This is a genomic window from Pseudomonas sp. (assembly GCF_046581935.1).
GTDB lineage: Bacteria > Pseudomonadota > Gammaproteobacteria > Pseudomonadales > Pseudomonadaceae > Aquipseudomonas.
Map to the genome: position 1 here is coordinate 92,067 of NZ_JAYGFK010000003.1, position 16,802 is coordinate 108,868.

General features: G+C 61.8%; 15 protein-coding genes. 6 read left to right on the plus strand and 9 right to left on the minus strand.

Annotation, left to right across the window (positions count from 1 at the left end; all coding sequences use genetic code 11):
• Nucleotides 1–90 precede the first annotated feature (90 nt).
• The 9 genes from VCA57_RS02465 to glcD form a co-directional block, all read right to left on the minus strand.
• Nucleotides 91–1,245, minus strand: coding sequence for an NAD(P)/FAD-dependent oxidoreductase (locus VCA57_RS02465; protein WP_411183376.1), 1,155 nt, complete (start codon nucleotides 1,243–1,245; stop codon nucleotides 91–93).
• A 55-nt stretch (nucleotides 1,246–1,300) separates the two neighbouring features.
• Complete coding sequence (locus VCA57_RS02470) at nucleotides 1,301–1,468, minus strand: rubredoxin (protein WP_411183377.1); 168 nt, start codon at nucleotides 1,466–1,468, stop codon at nucleotides 1,301–1,303.
• Between the two features lie 182 nt (nucleotides 1,469–1,650).
• Nucleotides 1,651–1,818 carry a rubredoxin gene (locus VCA57_RS02475; RefSeq protein ID WP_108489156.1) on the minus strand — a complete coding sequence of 56 codons (168 nt, stop codon included), beginning with the start codon at nucleotides 1,816–1,818 and terminating at the stop codon, nucleotides 1,651–1,653.
• 148 nt (nucleotides 1,819–1,966) lie between these two features.
• Nucleotides 1,967–3,667, minus strand: a complete 1,701-nt coding sequence (locus VCA57_RS02480) for an L-lactate permease (protein WP_411183378.1) — start codon at nucleotides 3,665–3,667, stop codon at nucleotides 1,967–1,969.
• Nucleotides 3,668–3,871: 204 nt separating this feature from the next.
• Nucleotides 3,872–6,052 (minus strand): malate synthase G, encoded by a 2,181-nt coding sequence (locus VCA57_RS02485; RefSeq protein ID WP_411183379.1) that lies wholly within the window; start codon nucleotides 6,050–6,052, stop codon nucleotides 3,872–3,874.
• A gap of 68 nt (nucleotides 6,053–6,120) precedes the next feature.
• Entirely contained in the window at nucleotides 6,121–6,522 is a 402-nt protein-coding gene (locus VCA57_RS02490) for a heme-binding protein (RefSeq protein ID WP_411183380.1), read from the minus strand.
• 12 nt (nucleotides 6,523–6,534) lie between these two features.
• Entirely contained in the window at nucleotides 6,535–7,752 is a 1,218-nt protein-coding gene (glcF, locus tag VCA57_RS02495) for a glycolate oxidase subunit GlcF (protein ID WP_411183381.1), read from the minus strand.
• A gap of 3 nt (nucleotides 7,753–7,755) precedes the next feature.
• Complete coding sequence (glcE, locus tag VCA57_RS02500) at nucleotides 7,756–8,814, minus strand: glycolate oxidase subunit GlcE (RefSeq protein ID WP_411183658.1); 1,059 nt, start codon at nucleotides 8,812–8,814, stop codon at nucleotides 7,756–7,758.
• Between the two features lie 5 nt (nucleotides 8,815–8,819).
• The gene (gene glcD, locus VCA57_RS02505) at nucleotides 8,820–10,319 is read right to left on the minus strand and encodes a glycolate oxidase subunit GlcD (RefSeq protein WP_411183382.1); all 1,500 of its coding nucleotides are present in this window, start codon (nucleotides 10,317–10,319) and stop codon (nucleotides 8,820–8,822) included.
• Nucleotides 10,320–10,572: 253 nt separating this feature from the next.
• Between glcD and glcC the strand changes: the two genes are divergently transcribed.
• The 6 genes from glcC to VCA57_RS02535 all read left to right on the plus strand — a co-directional run bounded on the left by glcC (nucleotide 10,573) and on the right by VCA57_RS02535 (nucleotide 16,777).
• Nucleotides 10,573–11,346 (plus strand): transcriptional regulator GlcC, encoded by a 774-nt coding sequence (gene glcC / locus VCA57_RS02510; RefSeq protein WP_411183383.1) that lies wholly within the window; start codon nucleotides 10,573–10,575, stop codon nucleotides 11,344–11,346.
• A 107-nt stretch (nucleotides 11,347–11,453) separates the two neighbouring features.
• The gene (locus VCA57_RS02515) at nucleotides 11,454–12,008 is read left to right on the plus strand and encodes a chorismate--pyruvate lyase family protein (protein ID WP_411183384.1); all 555 of its coding nucleotides are present in this window, start codon (nucleotides 11,454–11,456) and stop codon (nucleotides 12,006–12,008) included.
• Nucleotides 12,009–12,196: 188 nt separating this feature from the next.
• On the plus strand, nucleotides 12,197–13,093 hold the full coding sequence (ubiA, locus tag VCA57_RS02520; protein WP_411183385.1) for a 4-hydroxybenzoate octaprenyltransferase: 897 nt from the start codon (nucleotides 12,197–12,199) through the stop codon (nucleotides 13,091–13,093).
• A 222-nt stretch (nucleotides 13,094–13,315) separates the two neighbouring features.
• Nucleotides 13,316–14,005 (plus strand): phosphate regulon transcriptional regulator PhoB, encoded by a 690-nt coding sequence (gene phoB / locus VCA57_RS02525; RefSeq protein ID WP_411183386.1) that lies wholly within the window; start codon nucleotides 13,316–13,318, stop codon nucleotides 14,003–14,005.
• A 54-nt stretch (nucleotides 14,006–14,059) separates the two neighbouring features.
• On the plus strand, nucleotides 14,060–15,367 hold the full coding sequence (phoR, locus tag VCA57_RS02530; RefSeq protein ID WP_411183387.1) for a phosphate regulon sensor histidine kinase PhoR: 1,308 nt from the start codon (nucleotides 14,060–14,062) through the stop codon (nucleotides 15,365–15,367).
• A gap of 69 nt (nucleotides 15,368–15,436) precedes the next feature.
• The gene (locus tag VCA57_RS02535; RefSeq protein WP_411183388.1) at nucleotides 15,437–16,777 is read left to right on the plus strand and encodes a hemolysin family protein; all 1,341 of its coding nucleotides are present in this window, start codon (nucleotides 15,437–15,439) and stop codon (nucleotides 16,775–16,777) included.
• Nucleotides 16,778–16,802: the final 25 nt, after the last annotated feature.

The following is a 16,802-nucleotide window of genomic DNA, read 5'->3' on the forward strand; positions in this document are numbered from 1 at the left end:
GGAGAATGGCACGCCATCCTGCCCTGCGCCAGTCTTGCCCGACGGTTAAACCAGGCAACTTCACGGCATATCCGACAGAACGCCTGCCATTCAGGCCAAAAGCGCGGGCAGCTGCTTATTCAGGGCCAACTTCTCCTGCACCGCTGAACCGGTCAGTGCGTAGCCCAACAACGCGCCGCTGCTGTCGTGACAAAGCGCTTTGATATCTGCGCCGCTGCCTTCCACGCTCCACTCGCCTTGCAGCCCGCGCGGCGGCGGCGAGACCACCAGTGGGCATACTGGGGTCTTCACGGTAACCGGCATTGGCCCGTAACTGACCGCCGTTGGCGTACCGGCTAAGGTCTGCGCCAGCGCGCGCGCACTGGTCATCAACGGCATCACGTAGAGCAGATTGATGCCATCGACCTCGGCACAGTCGCCCAGTGCATAGATGTTGGCATGTGAGGTGCGCAGTTGGCGGTCGACCACCACCCCGCGATTGACCGCCAGACCAGCGGCGGCGGCCAACTCGGTGCGCGGGCGCAACCCCACCGCCGACAGCACCAGATCACAGCTGATCAGCGTGCCGTCCGAGAGGTGCGCTTCCAGCGTCTCACCTTTGTGGTTCAGGCTGGCCAATACCGGACCGAGGTGAAACCGTGCACCCAAACCTTCCAAGCCAGCTTGAACCGCAGCAGCCGCCGCCGGATGCAGCAGGCCAGGCATCACTTGCTCGCAAGGTGCCACCAGCTCGACCTGATAACCGCCCAGGCTGAGGTCATTGGCAAACTCACAACCGATCAGCCCTGCGCCCAGCAGCAAGACGCGCTGCTTGCCAGCGGCCGCCGCGCGAAAGCGCGCGTAGTCTTCGAGGTCATTGATCGAGAAAATCGCATCGTCGGCATCGCCTTGCACCGGTACGCGAATCACCTCGGCACCCAAGGCCAACACCAAATCGCGGTACGGCACAGCCTCTTCGCCGATCCACAACTGCTTGTGGCCAGGGTCGATACCATTGATCCGCGTGTGCGTGCGAACTTCCGCCTTAAGCTGCTCAGCCATCGCCCCGGGCTCAGCCATGCTCAAGCCATCGGCATCCTTGTTCTTGGCAAAGCCGGTGGAGAGCATCGGCTTGGAATAAGAACGGCCGTCGTCAGCCGTGATCAGCAACAACGGGGTTTCGCTGTCCAGCTTGCGAAGTTCACGGGCCAGATTGTAGCCGGCCAGGCCGGTACCGACGATGACGACGGGTGCACTCATGCTCATTCCTCACACGGACCGCAGGCTGCGGCCCTAATAGATTTCAGGGCTGACGCGCGGCTTAGGCGATTTCGATCATCTCGAAATCCAACTTGCCGACGCCGCAATCGGGGCACAGCCAGTCTGCCGGGACATCTTCCCAGGCTGTGCCAGGGGCGAGGCCTTCTTCGGGCAAGCCGAGGGCTTCGTCATAGATAAAACCGCACACCACACACTGCCACTTGCGCATAACCACCTCGCCACTTAGCTGTTTGCTTGCGTGGCCAAGTATGCGCAGCAATCAAGCAAAACGGCGACCCAAGGTCGCCGCCTAGAACAGCTTGGACGTAGAAGCTGTTGCAAATCTCGCGAGCCAGAGCGAGACCATTGCTAACGCCGTATCACCGACGCGCAGCAACATTTGACAGGTTCTTAGCCGATTTCGATCATCTCAAAATCCAGCTTACCCACACCGCAATCGGGGCACAGCCAGTCTTCCGGGACATCCTGCCATGCCGTACCGGCCGCGATACCTTCATCCGGCCAACCCTGGCTTTCGTCGTAAATCAGTCCACAAACCACACATTGCCACTTCTTCATAACTACCTCAGGGAATCACACGGCTATTGCGCCGGGCAAACTACCGTATATGCACAGGTGCGCCAAGCCGCAGAACGACAAAAGCCGCCTTAACGGCGGCCAACCAAAGTAGGGTTCTGCCCGTCGGGTTGACGGGCAGAAGGGGCGCTCAACCCGCCTGCAGCAACGGGTCGGAAATGCCCATGCCGTACATGGCGATCATCGTCAGGCCACCGGCCGCGATCAGGTAGTAGAGCGTTGGCAGAATGGTTTTGCGTAGGGTGATGCCTTCGCGGCCAAGCAGGCCGACAGTGGCAGAAGCCGCCACCACGTTGTGAATGGCGATCATATTACCCGCCGCCGCACCCACCGATTGCGCCGCCACCATCATCGCGCCGGAAACCCCAAGCAGGCTCGCCGCATTGAACTGGAACTGCGACAGCATCAGGTTCGACACGGTATTGGAGCCGGCAATAAAGGCACCGAGAGCACCCACCGCTGGAGCGAAGAACGGATAAACCCCGCCCACGCTGTCGGCCACCAACTGCGCCATCGCCACCGGCATGGACACCAGATCGGAACCGTTGACCCCAGAGTTGATCAGAATGCGCACCATCGGGATGGTGAAGATCAGCACAAAGCCAGCGCCCAGCAGGGTACGGCTCGACTCATTGATCGCCGCACCCAGATCAGCCAGACGCATACGGTGCAGCAGCGCAGTCACCAGCACCACCATGCACAGAATGCCGCCAGGCAGATACAACGGCTCAAGCTTGCCGGAGACACCCGCCTCGCCGAGGATATCGGCCCAACCGAAGCTCACCGACAACAGCGCGGCCTTCAACTCAGGGAAGATCCGCGAAGCCACCAGGAACACCGCCAACAGCACGTATGGCGCCCACGCCATGCGCACCGAGATCGGCGCTTTACCGGCGATGTCGTCAATCTTCATTTCGATCTTGCCCATCCACTCTGCCGGCCAGTCTTTGGCATCAGCGAAGTCCCAGGTGGTTTTAGGCAGCAAAAAGCCAGCCTTGGCCGCAGGGATAACGATAGCCAGGCCGACCATGGCACCGATCATCGAGGGGAATTCGGGGCCGAGGAACACGCCAGCCGCGATATACGGGATGACGAAAGCCAAGCCGGTGAAGATGGCAAATGGCGCCATTTCCAGGCCTTCTTTCCAGGACTGATTCTTACCGAAGAAGCGCGTCATGATGGACAGCATGATCAACGGCATAAAGATGCCGATCAGGCCGTGGGTAATCGCCACCCGCGAGTAGATCAGGTGAAAGAACACATCCCAACTGCTGTTCAGCGTGGCGAGCTGAGCACTCATCCCCGCTTGATCCAGACCGCCGGCAACCCCGACCAGGATTGGCGTACCCACAGCGCCGAAGGACACCGGTGTGGACTGCACCATCATGCCCAGCACCACGGCAGCCAGAGCCGGGAAGCCCAGCGCAACCAACAGCGGAGCGGCGACGGCAGCAGGCGTACCAAAGCCCGACGCGCCCTCAATAAAGCAGCCAAACAACCAGGCCACAATCAGTGCCTGCACCCGGCGATCCGGGCTAATGGTGGCAAAGCCGCGGCGGATGGCGGCAATCCCGCCTGAGTGTTTGAGGGTGTTGAGCAACAGAATCGCGCCGAAGATGATCCAGAGGATCGCGGCGGTGAGGATCAGGCCTTGCAGGCTGGACGCCAGCACCCGATTGAAGGACATATCCCAGGCCGTCAGGCCAATGATCGCGGTGAGCAGAAAGACCACCGGCATAGCGTACTTGGCTGGCCAGCGAAAGCCGATCAGCAGCACACCCGCCAGCACCAAGGGCACGAAGGCCAGTATCGATAGCAGTGTTTGACTCATGTGTTGGTTCCTATTTGTTATTGTGAACCAGAATGTTCCGGGGATACCCGGCGCCACGCACGTAGACCTGCCAAGTCGCTGAGCAACACTCAGCCAACCCCGACAGACCCAAAGATGGCGGTACGAGGGTTACCCACACCACCATCAATGCTCAAACGCCCCGACAGCACATGTCTGGCGGGGCGGTTTATCAATCGTCTCGGCTTATGCCTCCTGCTCTTTGAAGCGCAAACGCCAGGCGTGCAACAGCGGTTCGGTATAACCGCTGGGCTGCTCACGGCCCTTGAAGACCAGGTCACTGGCGGCCTGGAAGGCTGCCGACTTGACGTAGTTGGCAGCCATCGGCCGGTAGGCGGTATCACCTGCGTTCTGCTGATCCACCACCGTGGCCATACGCTCCAGGCTTTCGCGCACCTGCGCCTCGCTCACCACGTTGTGATACAGCCAGTTGGCGATGTGCTGGCTGGAGATGCGCAATGTCGCGCGGTCTTCCATCAGGCCAACGTTGTGGATATCCGGTACTTTCGAGCAGCCGACGCCCTGCTCCACCCAGCGCACCACGTAACCGAGAATGCCCTGGCAGTTGTTGTCCAGCTCCTGCTGAATTTCGCTGGTACTCCAATTCGCTGCAGCCACTACAGGCACGCTTAGCAGGTCATTCAGCAGGGTATTGCGCTGGCTATTCAGGTCGATAAGTTCCAGCTCACGCTGCACCGCCTGGACATCAACCTTGTGATAATGCAGCGCATGCAAAGTGGCAGCGGTTGGCGACGGCACCCAGGCGGTGTTGGCACCGGCTTTAGGGTGCGCAATCTTCTGCTCAAGCATCGCCGCCATCAGGTCCGGCATGGCCCACATGCCCTTGCCGATCTGCGCCCGGCCGCGCAGGCCGCAGCTGAGGCCGACCAACACGTTGTTGCGTTCGTAGGCCTGAATCCAGGCGCTGCTTTTCATATCGCCTTTGCGCAACATGGCACCCGCCTCCATTGCGGTGTGCATCTCGTCGCCGGTGCGGTCGAGGAAGCCGGTGTTGATAAACGCCACCCGCGCACTCGCTGCGGCAATACAGGCTTTGAGGTTGACGCTGGTGCGCCGCTCCTCGTCCATGATGCCCATTTTCAGGGTATGACGCGGCAGCTGTAGCAAGTCTTCGATGCGGCTAAACAGCTGATCGGCAAAGGCCACTTCCGCCGGACCGTGCATCTTCGGCTTAACGATATACACGCTGCCGGTACGCGAATTACCGCGACGCTGCAGGTCATGCAGCGCGCACAGGCTGGTCATCACACCATCGAGAATGCCCTCAGGGATCTCCTGGCCTTCGCCATCGAGAATCGCCGGATTACTCATCAGGTGGCCAACGTTACGCACAAACAGCAGCGAGCGGCCGTGCAGGGACAACTCGCCACCGTCCGCCGCAGTGTAGGCACGATCCGGGTTGAGGCGGCGGACGATGCGCTTACCGCCCTTCTCCAGCTCTTCGCTGAGGTCGCCCTTCATCAGGCCGAGCCAGTTGCGGTAGATCAGCACCTTGTCGGCAGCGTCGACCGCCGCCACCGAGTCTTCGCAGTCAAGAATGGTCGACAGCGCCGACTCCAGCAGCAGGTCCTTGACCCCAGCAGCATCGGTTGCACCGATCTGGCTGCTGGCATCGATCTGGATTTCCACATGCAGACCATTGTTCTGCAGCAGCACGGCCGCAGGCGCGCTGGCTTGGCCCTGGTAGCCGACAAACTTGTCTGGCTGTACCAGGCCGGTCTGGCTGCCATTGGCCAGGGTCACCTGGAGTTGCGCGTCAACCACCTGGTAGCTGACCGAGTCGACATGCGAGCCACTGGCCAGCGGCGCGGCCTGATCGAGGAAGGCGCGGGCGAAGGCAATCACCTTGGCCCCGCGCACTTGGTTATAACCCGGGCCTTTCTGCGCACCGCCGTCTTCGGCGATGGCATCGGTGCCGTACAGGGCGTCGTACAGCGAACCCCAGCGGGCGTTGGCAGCATTCAGCGCATAGCGGGCGTTCATCACCGGCACCACCAACTGCGGCCCAGCCTGGCTGGTGATCTCGCTGTCGACGTTGGCGGTGCTGGCCTGCACGCTGTCCGGCTGCGGCAGCAGGTAGCCGATGGACTCAAGGAAGCGCCGGTAAGCCGGCATATCGCTCACCGGGCCCGGATGTTCGCGGTGCCAGGTATCCAGCTGCACTTGTAGGGCATCGCGCTCTGCCAGCAGCGCGCGGTTCAGCGGGGCCAGGTCATGCACCAGGGCATCGAAGCCGCTCCAGAATGCCTCGCGCTCAATACCGCTGCCTGGCAGTACTTCCTCATCGACGAAGCGTTGCAGATTGCTGGCCACTTGCAAGCGCTGGCAGTTCACCCGATCAGTCATGTCTTACTCTCCATAAATTCAGTGCGTATGTGGCAGCGGCACGCCGAGGAGCCGCGTTGCGATGCGAATCAGCCCAGGGCAGCGACGCCAGCCTTGGCCACTTGTGCATCCTGATCGGCCTTGACCCCAGAAACGCCCACCGCGCCGATCACTTGGCCATCAACAATGATCGGTACACCGCCTTCCAGAGACGTCACCAGCGGCGCGGACAGGAAAGCACTGCGCCCGCCGTTGACCATGTCTTCAAAACCCTTGGTTTCACGTCGACCGATCGCCGCGCTGCGTGCTTTTTCCGTGGAGATGTAGGCACCGATTGGCGCACAACCGTCGAGGCGCTCCAGGGCCAGCGGGTGGCCGCCGTCATCGACCACCGCGATAGACACCGCCCAGCCGTTTTGCGCCGCCTCACTGCGGGCGGCGGCGAGGATGCGGGTCACTTCGGCCTGGCTCATTACTGCTTTGCTGTGCATGGTCTTCTCCGGTTAATTCAGGGCTTCTTCGACGAGTTCAATCCAGTGCCGCACGGGGGTGCGACCGGCGCCGTCGAGATGTGTCTGGCAGCCGATGTTGGCGGTGACAATCACCTCCGGCTTGCCGCTTTCCAGGGCGTTCATTTTGTTGTCGCGCAGCTGTTTGGACAGCTCCGGCTGGGTCAGCGAATAGGTCCCGGCCGAGCCGCAGCACAGGTGGCTGTCCGCTACGGCGGTGAGGGCAAAACCGAGGCGTTCGAGCACACCCTCAACCGCTCCGCCAAGCTTTTGCGCATGCTGCAAGGTGCACGGGCAATGGAAGGCCAAACGCTTGTCGGCGCGTACGCCCAACTGCTCCAGAGGCTCGCGGCTGAGCACTTCAACCAAGTCCTTGGCCAGCGCACTGACGCGTGCGGCCTTGGCCGCATACGCCGCATCGCCGGCCAGCAGATGGCCGTAATCCTTGACGAAGGCACCGCAGCCGCTGGCGGTCTGCACGATGGCCTCGGCACCTTGTTCGATGGCTGGCCACCATGCATCGATGTTCTGCCGTGCACGCTGCAGGCCTTGCTCCTGAGCATTCAGGTGATAGTCCACCGCGCCACAGCAACCGGCCTGATAGATCGGCGTAACGCTGATGCCGAGGCGATCCAGCACCCGCGCGGTGGCTGCATTGGTGTTAGGTGCCAGGCCAGGTTGCACGCAGCCTTCCAGCATCAGCACCCGGCGCGCGTGGCGGGGTTCTGGGCGCGGCTTGGCAGCGCTAGCAGTGCGCGGCAACTTGGCCTGCAGGCTGGCTGGCAGCAAAGGCCGGAACACTTGGCCAACCTGGGTCAGCCCCTTGAACAGCCGGGCGTTCGGCACCACCGCGCGCAAACTCTCACGCAGCACACGCTGCGCCAGCGGACGCGGCACGGCGGCATCGACCACGGCGCGGCCGATATCAAGCAGGTTGTGATACTGCACGCCCGACGGGCAGGTGGTTTCACAGTTGCGGCAGGTCAGGCAGCGGTCCAGATGCAACTGGGTCTTGGCGGTAACTTCGTTGCCTTCCAGAACTTGCTTGATCAGATAGATGCGCCCGCGCGGGCCGTCCAGCTCGTCGCCGAGCAGTTGATAGGTCGGGCAAGTAGCGTTGCAAAAGCCGCAATGCACGCAGCTGCGCAAAATGCGTTCGGCTTCTTCGGCGCGCGGCAGAGATTTGGCGTGTTCACTCAGATTGGTCTGCACGGCTTAAACCTCGGAATACATGCGGCCAGGGTTGAAGATGCCCTGCGGGTCGAGCTGGGCCTTCAACTGGCGGTGATAACGCTGTAGTGGTGCAGCAAGCGGATGGAATGGGCTGTCGCAATGGCCAGCCGTAAAGCAGGTGGCATGGCCGCCAACGGCGTCGGCGGCCTGGCGAATCAGCGCCGCATCGGCATCGGATTTCAGCCAACGCTGCGCGCCACCCCAGTCGATTAGCTGCTCACCGGGTAGGCTCAGCACGCCGCTATTGCTCGGCACCGACAAGCGCCACAGCGGCCGAGGATCAGCAAAGAAGTCCAGGCGCTGCTCCCGCAGGTCAACCCAATAAGTGCTGTCGAGCAGCTCACCACCCAGGCGTTCACGGGCAGCGGCCACCGAGCCTTCGCCGCCTTCCAGGCGCAAGTGCAAGGCGCTGCCGTCGTGGCTAGCGGCGCTCAGCGGAATCGGTTGCTGGCCCCATTCGGCGAGTTTTTGCAGTGCCAAGGCCGCGTCCATTTCCAAGCGCAGGCTCAGACATTGGCGTGGTTTGGGCAGCACCTTGAGCGACACCTCAGTGATCACCCCAAGGCAACCGAAACTACCGGCCAGCAGGCGCGACAGGTCGTAGCCGGCGACGTTCTTCATCACCTCGCCACCAAAGTGCAGGTGTTTGCCATGGCCGGTGATCAGCCGAGTGCCCAGCACCAGGTCGCGAACCGCACCAGACCAAGGCCGGCGCGGCCCCGACAGACCTGCCGCGACCAAGCCACCTAAGGTGGCGACACCACCGTACTGCGCAGGCTCACAGGTGAGCATTTGCCCAGCCTCATTCAGCACAGCTTCCAGCTCGACCAGCGGCGTGCCGGCGCGAGCGGTGATCACCAATTCGGTCGGGTCATAGCTGACGATGCCGCGATGGGCGCGCGTATCCAGCAGCTCACCCTCGACCTTGCGGCCGAGAAATGCCTTGCTGTTGCCGCCCTGAATACGCAGCGCGGTGGCGTTGTTGAGGGCGTGATTGACGTGTTCCAGCAGCGCCGTACTGGCGTCGCAGTCATGCTGCATAACCATTAAAAGCGCTCCAGTTCAGGGAAAGGCAGCTGCCCGTGGTGCACGTGCATCGCGCCGAATTCGGCGCAGCGGTGCAGGGTCGGAATGTTCTTGCCGGGATTGAGCAGGCCGCTAGGGTCGAAGGCCGCTTTCACCGCATGGAACAGGGTCAGCTCGTCACTGTTGAACTGGGCGCACATCTGATTAATCTTCTCGCGGCCCACACCGTGCTCGCCGGTAATGCTGCCGCCCACCTTGACGCATAGCTCAAGGATCTTGCCGCCCAGCGACTCAGCACGGTCCAGCTCACCGGGCTGGTTGGCATCAAACAGAATCAGCGGGTGCATGTTGCCGTCACCGGCATGGAACACGTTGGCCACGCGCAGGCCGAACTCCTCGGACAGCTCGCTGATGCCCTTGAGCACGCCCGGCAACTCACGGCGCGGGATGGTGCCATCCATGCAGTAATAATCCGGCGACAGGCGCCCAACCGCCGGGAAGGCATTCTTGCGTCCGGCCCAGAACTTGACCCGTTCGGCCTCATCACGGGCCAGGCGCACCTCGGTGGCACCAGCCTGAATCAGCACGGCCTTAACCCGCTCGCACTCGTCATGCACGTCGGCTTCTACGCCATCCAGCTCGCACAACAGAATGGCCTCGGCCTCCACCGGGTAGCCGGCGTGGATAAAGTCTTCGGCGGCGCGAATCGCCAGGTTGTCCATCATTTCCAGGCCACCGGGGATAATCCCGGCAGCAATGATTTCCCCGACCGCGCGCCCGGCCTTCTCCACCGAATCAAAACTGGCCAACAGCACTTTGGCGACCTGCGGCTTGGGCAACAGCTTGACCGTCACTTCGGTGATGATCCCCAGCATGCCTTCGGAGCCGGTGAACAAGGCCAGCAGGTCGAAGCCGGGCGAGTCCAGGGCATCGCTGCCCAGGGTCATGCGCTCGCCTTCAACCGTGAGAATTTCTACCTTGAGCAGGTTGTGCACGGTCAGGCCGTATTTCAGGCAGTGCACGCCACCGGCATTTTCAGCGACGTTGCCGCCGATTGAGCAGGCGATTTGCGAGGACGGGTCCGGGGCGTAATACAGGTCGTAAGGCGCAGCCGCCTGGGAGATGGCCAGGTTACGCACACCCGGCTGCACCCGCGCAAAGCGCCCTTCCGGGTTGACTTCAATGATATGTTTGAAGCGCGCCATCACCAGCAGAATGCCCTGCGCCAACGGCAAAGCGCCGCCCGACAGGCCAGTACCAGCCCCGCGCGCCACCACCGGCACCTGGCGCTGGTAGCAGAGTTTCAGCAGTTGCTCGACTTGTTCAATACGCTCAGGCAGGACCACCAGCATTGGCGTGGTGGTGTAGGCCGAAAGGCCGTCGCATTCATAGGGTTTGAGGTCTTCCGGGGTGTGCAGCACATCAAGATCAGGCAGCTGCTCACGCAATTCGGCCAGCAGGGCTGATTTATCAACCTTAGGCAGCGGCCCATCGACGCGTTCGTCGTACAGAATACTCATGGCAGGCTCACTTGGCTCACGTTGTTCTTGTGCACAGGTCAGTGGCAGCACCGCCTGTTTATTGTGCCGGCATGTTTAGGGCCCAACGTCGCCTGAGTCCATTGTTAAACATGCTGGTATGACCAGTTTATGCAAACACGAACCCGGCATTTACCTGAACTAAGCCTTACAAGCAAAGGGATTAGTGCCTATATTGAGCGCCACGTGATTGACCCAATAAAATTGGTACTACCAGTTAGCAGAGGGCCTTAGGATGCTTGAAGACAAGCCAGGTGCGCGCCGCCAGGTCAGCGATGTGGTTGCCGAACGGATTGAGCGATTAATCGTCGATGGCGTGCTCAAGACCGGCCAGGCACTGCCTTCAGAGCGCCGTCTATGCGAGAAGCTGGGTATCTCCCGCTCAGCCCTGCGCGAAGGGCTAAAAGTGCTGCGCGGTCGCGGCATTATTGACACGGCCCAGGGCCGCGACTCACGCGTGGCCTCGCTGAACGGCCCGCGTGATGCCAGCCCGCTGATGCACCTGTTCAACTCACAACCGCGCACACTCTTTGACCTCTTGGAGGTGCGCGCACTGCTAGAAGCGGAATCGGCTCGCCTGGCCGCCTTGCGCGGCACCGATGCCGACTTCGTCCTGCTTACCCGCCGCTATGAGGAAATGCTCGCCGCCCACAGCCAGGCCGCGCCGGTCGACCCACGCGAGCATGCGCGCCTCGACCATGCCTTCCACCTCGCCATCTGCGAGGCGTCGCACAACCCGGTGTTGCTGCACACCCTGCAGTCGTTGACCGATTTGATGCTCAGCACGGTGTTTGCCTCGGTCAACAACCTCTATCACCGGCCTATGCAAAAACGCCAGATCGACCGCCAGCACACACGCCTCTATCACGCGGTAATCGAGCGCCTACCGGAACAAGCGCAGCGTGCGGCGCGCGAGCATATCCACAGCATCCGCGACAACCTCAAGGAAATCGAACAGGAAGAACAGCGCCTGGTGCGCGCCACCATGCGCCTGGAAGGTTGGACGTAACGCCGGCGCTCTGCATCAGCGCCAGCCCCTGCGGCAATGTGGCAACGGCCTGACTGCGCTGGGCATTTGTTACACTCGCCCCCTTTCGTTTGTGGTGACTTGCAGCCGTGCCCCACGCCTCCCCCACTGATCAGCCCAACTGGCTGCCAGCCAGCCAATTACGTCCGACCCCAGCGGCGGACATCTACAGCTGGCTATTCGTCAACCAGGACTCGCTGACCCAGCGGCTGATTGAGCTATCCGCCGATCACTTCAGCGTGCAGCCGCTAAACGAGGGCTGGCAGTGCCTGCGCAGTGATGAATGCGCCGCCCTCAATGTGGCCGAAGGCAGCCAAGGCTGGGTACGCGAAGTGTATTTGCGCGGCCATCAACAACCCTGGGTATTCGCCCGCAGCGTGGCAGCGCGCAGTGCGCTGGAAGCGTCAGACATGGGCCTCGACCAACTCGGCAGCCGCTCCCTTGGCGAGTTGCTGTTCACTAACCCAGCCTTCGCCCGCGGCCCTCTGCAAGCTTGCCATTACCCCGCCGCCTGGCTGCCTGAAGCGGTGCGCAGTGCCGATTTATGGGCACGCCGCTCCTGCTTCAGTCGCGGCCCGCTTAACCTGCTGGTTGCCGAGGTGTTTCTGCCGGCCTTTTGGGTTGCGGCGGCCATTAAGCCGTAGAGCTGTAGGATGGGTTAGCCACAGGCGTAACCCATCAATAAGCAGCGCCACTCGTGCAGCATTGGTATCGCTATGCTCAACCTAGGCGGCCCCACCTAGGCGGCCCCACCCATCCTACAGTTCAACCTTGCGCCCATCCCGCGCAGCGACTCCGTATAATCCGCGCACCTCGCCAGGAGAAACGCCCGATGTACACCCGCCTGCTGCAATCGCTCAATCGCATGCACCCACGCGCCTGGGACTTCGTGCAGCTGATGCGCCTGGACAAACCCATCGGCATTTACCTGCTGCTGTGGCCAACCTTGTGGGCGCTGTGGGTGGCGTCCGAAGGCCTACCGAGCGCGAAAAACCTGTTTATCTTCGTCGTCGGTGTGATCCTGATGCGCGCTGCCGGCTGCGTGATCAACGACTACGCCGACCGCAACTTCGACGGCCACGTCAGCCGCACCAAGGCGCGCCCGCTGGCCAGCGGCAAGGTAAAACCACGCGAGGCACTGATTCTGTTTGCCGTGCTGGTGGCGCTGAGCTTTGTCCTGGTGCTGTTCACCAATGCCACCACCATCTGGCTGTCGTTTGGCGGCCTGGCGCTGGCGGCCTGCTATCCGTTTATGAAGCGCTTCACCTTCTACCCACAGGTGGTGCTGGGCGCAGCGTTCTCCTGGGGCATGCCGATGGCCTTCAGCGCGGTGACGGGAGAGATGCCGCCGCCGGAAGCCTGGCTACTGTATATCGCCAACCTACTGTGGACAGTGGCCTACGACACCTACTACGCCATGGCCGACCGCGAAGACGACCTGAAGATCGGGGTGAAATCCACGGCCATTTTGTTTGGCGATGCCGACCGCCTGATCATCGTCATCCTGCAGGGCCTGACGCTGCTCTGCCTGCTGCTGGCGGCAGCGCGCTTCGAGCTGGGCCTGTACTTCCACCTTGGCCTGGTCGTGGCTGCCGGCTGCTTTGCCTGGGAGTACCACAAGACCCGCAACCGCAAGCCAATGGCCTGTTTCAATGCCTTTTTGCACAACCACTGGGCCGGGCTAGCGATTTTTATTGGCTTGGTGATTGATTACGCCTTGCGCAGCTAGGGTCTGTTGGCGTTTCGTTCGCGGCCGCGCCGGAGCCCGTTTTAGCGCGAGGCAAGGCACGAGATGCGAAGTTTAGCGGGCTAAATGAGCCATCGAGAAACGCAGCATCGCGCTAAAACGGGCCCGGCAAGCAGGTTGCTGTGGCACGGTTCTGTCATATCGCTGCAATAATTCCGTTATCTAATGCAGCCCATTACAGCGAGATGACCCGAGGCTTGACCCATGGTTGGCAAGAACATCCTGATCGTCGATGACGAAGCACCGATCCGTGAAATGATCGCCGTGGCCCTGGAAATGGCCGGCTACGAGTGCCTGGAAGCGGAGAATACCCAGCAGGCGCACGCCATTATTGTTGATCGCAAACCTGACCTGATCCTGCTCGACTGGATGCTCCCCGGCACCAGCGGCATTGAACTGGCGCGCCGCCTCAAGCGTGACGAGCTGACCAGTGACATCCCGATCATCATGCTCACGGCCAAGGGCGAAGAGGACAACAAGATTCAGGGCCTGGAAGTCGGTGCCGACGACTACATCACCAAGCCGTTCTCCCCGCGTGAGCTAGTAGCGCGCCTGAAAGCCGTGCTGCGCCGCGCCGGCCCGATCGACAGCGAAGGGCCGATCGAAGTCGGCGGCCTGCTGCTGGACCCAGTTAGCCACCGCGTCACCATCGACGGCAAACCGGCAGAAATGGGCCCCACCGAATACCGCTTGCTGCAGTTTTTTATGACCCATCAAGAACGCGCCTATACCCGTGGCCAGTTGCTCGATCAGGTCTGGGGCGGCAACGTGTATGTCGAGGAGCGCACCGTTGATGTGCATATCCGCCGCCTGCGCAAAGCCCTCGGCGAGGTCTACGAGAATCTGGTGCAGACCGTACGCGGCACAGGTTACCGTTTCTCCACCAAAAGCTAGGCAACGCCGCAGCGCGGACCTGGCAACCACGGATTGTTGGCGGATGAGTTCGAATTGAATCAAGACTGGCGCGGCCCCCTGATACGTCGTTTGTTGCTGCTGATCAGTGCCTGCCTGCTGCTTGGGCTGGCCACTGGCGAATACGCCTGGGCGCTCGCACTCGGCCTGGCCGGCTACCTCGGCTGGCACCTGCAACAACTGCTGCGCCTGCACAAATGGCTGCGCACCCGCAAAGAAGACGAAGCGCCACCGGATGGTTACGGCCTGTGGGGCGAAGTGTTCGACAGCATCTATCACCTGCAACGCCGCGACCAGAAAGTCCGTGGCCGCTTGCAAGCCGTGATCGACCGCGTGCAGGAGTCCACGGCAGCGCTGAAAGATGCGGTGATCATGCTCGACCGCGATGGCAATCTGGAATGGTGGAACATCGCTGCCGAGAAGCTGCTGGGCCTGAAAACACCGCAGGACAGTGGCCAGCAGATCACCAACCTGGTGCGCGACCCGCGTTTTATCGAATACTTTGAAGGGCATAACTACCACGAACCGCTAGAGCTGCCGTCACCGGTCAGCGACCGCCTGCGCTTGCAGTTCCACATCACCCAGTACGGCAACCGCGAGCACCTGATGCTGGTGCGCGACATCACCCGCCTGCATCAGCTGGAACAGATGCGCAAAGACTTCGTCGCCAACGTCTCCCACGAACTGCGCACGCCGCTGACGGTAATCGCCGGCTACCTGGAAACCCTGCTGGATAACGTCGAGAACGTTAATCCGCGCTGGCTGCGCGCCCTGCAGCAGATGCAGCAGCAAGGCGGGCGCATGCAAAACCTGCTCAACGACCTGCTCTTGCTGGCCAAGCTAGAGGCCACTGACTACCCCTCGGACAACCAGCCGGTAGCCGTAGACCTGCTACTGCTGAGCATCAAGAACGATGCCCAGGCGTTGTCTGGTGAGCGCCACCATCGCATCAGCCTGGAGGCCGACCCGCACCTGCGCCTCAAGGGCAGCGAAGCGGAACTGCGCAGCGCCTTCTCCAACCTGGTGTTCAACGCGGTGAAATACACCCCGGACGACGGCGACATTCATATTCGCTGGTGGGGCGATGAACAAGGCGCGCACCTCAGCGTGCAGGACACCGGCATGGGTATCGATGCCAAACACCTGCCGCGCCTGACCGAGCGCTTCTATCGGGTCGACTCCAGCCGCGCCAGCAATACCGGCGGCACCGGCCTCGGCCTGGCCATCGTTAAACATGTGCTGCTGCGTCACCGGGCACGCCTGGAAATCAGCAGCGTATTGGGCAAAGGCAGCGTGTTTACCTGCCACTTCGCCAGCCTGCAAATGGTGCGTCGCGGCCAGTAACAGCGCCGCACTTGCAAACGCAGCAGCGAGCCCCCAACCTTTAGCGGTCATTCACTACCCGAACCCTGTATGGACCCCTCCACGAGTTACACCGCTTCAACCTACTTTGCCGACTTCGGCCTTGTGCTTTTCGCCCTGTTTCTAGTGCTGCTCAACGGCTTCTTCGTGGCCGCCGAGTTCGCCATCGTCAAGCTGCGCGCCACCAAGGTGGAAGCCCTGGCCGTCAAGAATGGCTGGCGCGGGCATATTCTGCGCACCGTGCATAACCAGTTGGACGCCTACCTCTCGGCCTGCCAACTGGGCATCACCCTGGCCTCGCTGGGCCTCGGTTGGGTCGGTGAGCCGGCGTTTGCCCACCTGCTGGAACCGCTGCTGGCGGCCATCGGCATCGAGTCGCCGAAGCTGGTGCATGGCATCGCGTTTTTCACCGCGTTCTTCATCATTTCCTACCTGCACATCGTCATCGGCGAGCTGGCGCCCAAGTCCTGGGCCATCCGCAAACCGGAGCTGTTGTCGCTGTGGACTGCCGGCCCGCTGTACCTGTTCTACTGGGCCATGTACCCGGCGATTTTCCTGCTTAACGCCAGCGCCAACGCCATCCTGCGGGTTGCGGGTCAGGGCGAACCAGGGCCACATCATGAACACCATTACAGCCGCGACGAACTCAAACTGATTCTCCATTCGAGCCGCGCCAGCGACCCCAGCGATCAAGACATGCGCGTGCTGGCCTCGGCCGTGGAGCTGGGCGAGCTAGAAGTGGTGGACTGGGCCAACTCCCGCGAGGACCTCATCGTCCTGCCGCTGAACGCCACCCTCGACGAAGTATTCAGCGTATTCCGCCGGCACAAATACAGCCGCTACCCGATCTTTGATGACAACAGTGGCGAGTTTGTCGGCGTGCTGCACATCAAGGACCTGCTGCTGCACCTGTCCCTGCTGGAAATGCTGCCCTCAGCCTTGAAACTGGCCGACCTGATGCACCCGATTGAGCGCGTCGGCCGGCATATGCCGCTGTCCAACCTGCTGGAGCAGTTCCGCCAGGGCGGCTCGCACTTTGCCCTGGTTGAAGAGGCCGATGGCAAAGTCATCGGCTACCTGACCATGGAAGACGTGCTGGAAGCCTTGGTTGGCGATATTCAGGACGAACACCGCAAGGCCGAGCGCGGCATCCTGGCTTACCAGCCGGGCAAACTGCTGGTGCGCGGCGACACCCCGCTGGCCAAGATAGAGCGCCTGCTCAACGTCGACCTCGACCACGTGGAAGCAGAAACCCTCGCCGGGCTGATCTACGACACCCTCAAGCGCATGCCCAGCGAAGAGGAAGTGCTGGAGGTCGACGGCCTGCGCATCATCGTTAAGAAGATGAAAGGGCCGAAGGTGGTGCTGGCCAAGGTGCTCAAGCTGGATTGAGCACTTTAGCCAGCCCCGGCAACAA

What these genes read in the sequence shown, in the direction of transcription:
- VCA57_RS02465 (WP_411183376.1), bottom strand. Translation starts at nt 1,245, where the DNA reads ATGAGCATGAGTGCACCCGTCGTCATCGTCGGTACCGGCCTGGCCGGC.
- VCA57_RS02470 (WP_411183377.1), bottom strand. Translation starts at nt 1,468, where the DNA reads ATGCGCAAGTGGCAGTGTGTGGTGTGCGGTTTTATCTATGACGAAGCC.
- VCA57_RS02475 (WP_108489156.1), bottom strand. Translation starts at nt 1,818, where the DNA reads ATGAAGAAGTGGCAATGTGTGGTTTGTGGACTGATTTACGACGAAAGC.
- VCA57_RS02480 (WP_411183378.1), bottom strand. Translation starts at nt 3,667, where the DNA reads ATGAGTCAAACACTGCTATCGATACTGGCCTTCGTGCCCTTGGTGCTG.
- VCA57_RS02485 (WP_411183379.1), bottom strand. Translation starts at nt 6,052, where the DNA reads ATGACTGATCGGGTGAACTGCCAGCGCTTGCAAGTGGCCAGCAATCTG.
- VCA57_RS02490 (WP_411183380.1), bottom strand. Translation starts at nt 6,522, where the DNA reads ATGCACAGCAAAGCAGTAATGAGCCAGGCCGAAGTGACCCGCATCCTC.
- glcE (WP_411183658.1), bottom strand. Translation starts at nt 8,814, where the DNA reads ATGCAGCATGACTGCGACGCCAGTACGGCGCTGCTGGAACACGTCAAT.
- glcD (WP_411183382.1), bottom strand. Translation starts at nt 10,319, where the DNA reads ATGAGTATTCTGTACGACGAACGCGTCGATGGGCCGCTGCCTAAGGTT.
- glcC (WP_411183383.1), top strand. Translation starts at nt 10,573, where the DNA reads ATGCTTGAAGACAAGCCAGGTGCGCGCCGCCAGGTCAGCGATGTGGTT.
- ubiA (WP_411183385.1), top strand. Translation starts at nt 12,197, where the DNA reads ATGTACACCCGCCTGCTGCAATCGCTCAATCGCATGCACCCACGCGCC.
- phoB (WP_411183386.1), top strand. Translation starts at nt 13,316, where the DNA reads ATGGTTGGCAAGAACATCCTGATCGTCGATGACGAAGCACCGATCCGT.
- VCA57_RS02535 (WP_411183388.1), top strand. Translation starts at nt 15,437, where the DNA reads ATGGACCCCTCCACGAGTTACACCGCTTCAACCTACTTTGCCGACTTC.